Consider the following 2,008-nt stretch of genomic DNA (forward strand, 5'->3'; position numbering starts at 1 on the left):
CCACCGGCCCCGCGGCTCCCTCCAACCCCTTCCGTTTCAGCACGAAGCGGAAGGACTCGGCCACAGGTTTGGTCCTCTACGAATATCGCGCTTACTCCGCGGGGTCGGGGAGATGGTTGACCATAGATCCACTGGAAGAAGTCAGCACCCTGACCTTTTATGGTATTGTCCGGAACGACCCACTCTCGGACATCGATGCCCTTGGTAAGCTTTCCCGGCAGGAGTGCCTGCAGAAGCTGCGTGGGCTTAAAACCCACCTCGAGCAAGTCAAGGACCATTTTAGTGCAAACCCCTGTAACGCCATAGCGGCAGTACTTGAGCTCTTTGAGAATTCGCCCTGCAAGAAATGGGCACATTCCCTCGACAGCGAATTGCAATATGTCATCGATGTGTTTAACCAGTACTGCAAACAGGGTATGAGGGAGCGGCAACTCCCGATCCCGAAGATCTGTGAACGATGTGCTACACCCACACGAGACAATGTGGTCAAATGGATTGCCATCGGCGCGCTTTGCGCTGCCGGTGGAGCGATCATCGTTTTCGATATTGTGACGATGCCGTCAGGTGAGGGAGCATGCGGGGTCGTCTTGATTCGCTATGCCTGCACGCTGTAAGCACCCGCCGAAGCCCAACGGCCAATCGAAGCGCCGTTCTGTTCACGTGGTAGTGACAGACGCTAAATACTGTGCGGGGGGACCGTTTTTCTGGACAGAAGTTGTATTTAGGTCCGCTGCTGAGATTGATGCTTTAATAGTGGCGCTCAAGAATCTTAAAAAATCTCGCTCCACGGAGAGTCATTTTCACATTTCTGACCTGCACTTGGCCAAAGACGGGCCCTCGTCCAGTGCGGAAATCGTTTTCTACAGGCTTCCGCGCAGGCGGTCTCAGGAACGCAGAAAAGCTGTTCGAGTCGCCGAGCAGATGCTGAGAAAGGCCAAGGGTGAGGCTCTTGGATACAACGCTGAGATGTCGCCCACCCAGGAGAGGATTGGAAAAAGCACCGCATCGGTCGTCAGTTAGGTCTGTCGGAAGAATGTGGTTAGTTCCTGCTCATGAGGGCGTCGGCTCCGCGAGATTCCGCCCTTGCGCTTAAGCATTTCGACTTTTGGTCGCGGGGCTTTTTCAGCCTCTTTAGGCGTGCATGGTGGCCTCAGGACATTCCGCGATGAGCTCTCGGAGCCCAGCCGCGCCATTCGCGGCAGATTGTGCGCAGCCACCAAGATCTTCTGCCGTTCCTGCTTCCGCCTTCGGTGCCGATTGGCAACTCTAGCGGAAGCGGCCTATAGTGTGGATACGCCCACAGGTCTCTCCCACGGGCTTGAAGATGCGCTAACTGAGCCGAGAACGCGGCCCCTTCCTCGTGGGCTCATCTTGTTATGTGCCGGCTCCGTCGGTGTTCTCAGCCCTCCATGGAGCTGCGCTTGAAGCAGCAGTAGGCGCAGCATCCGGACCGACGTGCGGGCCCAATGGCCGAGCCGGGCCGGCTCAAGCGCCGTCGGACCGCCTCCTTAGCTGGCCTGCCGCCTCATGCGCGCCAAAGCTGTCCACGGGACGGCCGTTGCGGGATAGGTGCGGGATGGGCTTGGTGGGATGCGCCTTTAGATACCAGGCTGGGTGGCGGCGGAGGCCGCAGGGTGCTTTCTGTGAGGATTTCAGGACCTAGCGGCTTCTGATGGATACCGCGATGATTCGTTTCTGCGTGCTCTGCGTGATCTGTGGGCTGAAAGAGGAGCGCTCAATGGACTTGAGTCGGAATCTCGGGTGGTCTGTGGGCTGTCGGATCGTCGGCTTTGAATGTAGGGGCGGCCCTGCGGTGCTTGTGGCAGGTCATGGTCGTGGAGTGGTGAGGCAGTACGGCACGGGCGGGGTGTGGGTGGTGGTGACGAACCTGGGGGTGGTGCGGGGTAATCCGGACCGGGTGCAGTCGGAGGTGCGGGGGGACTTTGTGGCGCAGAGCGCTGAAAGCTTGGTGTACGATGGGGATGGCAACCTTGTACGGGACGGGCGG

At 58.7% G+C, this 2,008-nt stretch carries 2 protein-coding genes; both read left to right on the plus strand.

The features are described 5' to 3' along the window. A partial coding sequence (locus ACPDIT_RS15130; RefSeq protein ID WP_423444915.1) for an RHS repeat-associated core domain-containing protein occupies window positions 1-614 on the plus strand: 614 nt, incomplete at its 5' end. A gap of 1,070 nt (window positions 615-1,684) precedes the next feature. Continuing rightward, on the plus strand, window positions 1,685-2,008 hold a 324-nt coding region (locus ACPDIT_RS15135), incomplete at its 3' end, for a hypothetical protein (RefSeq protein WP_423444917.1).

This window comes from Limisphaera sp. VF-2, from assembly GCF_049537125.1.
Taxonomy (GTDB): Bacteria; Verrucomicrobiota; Verrucomicrobiia; order Limisphaerales; family Limisphaeraceae; genus Limisphaera.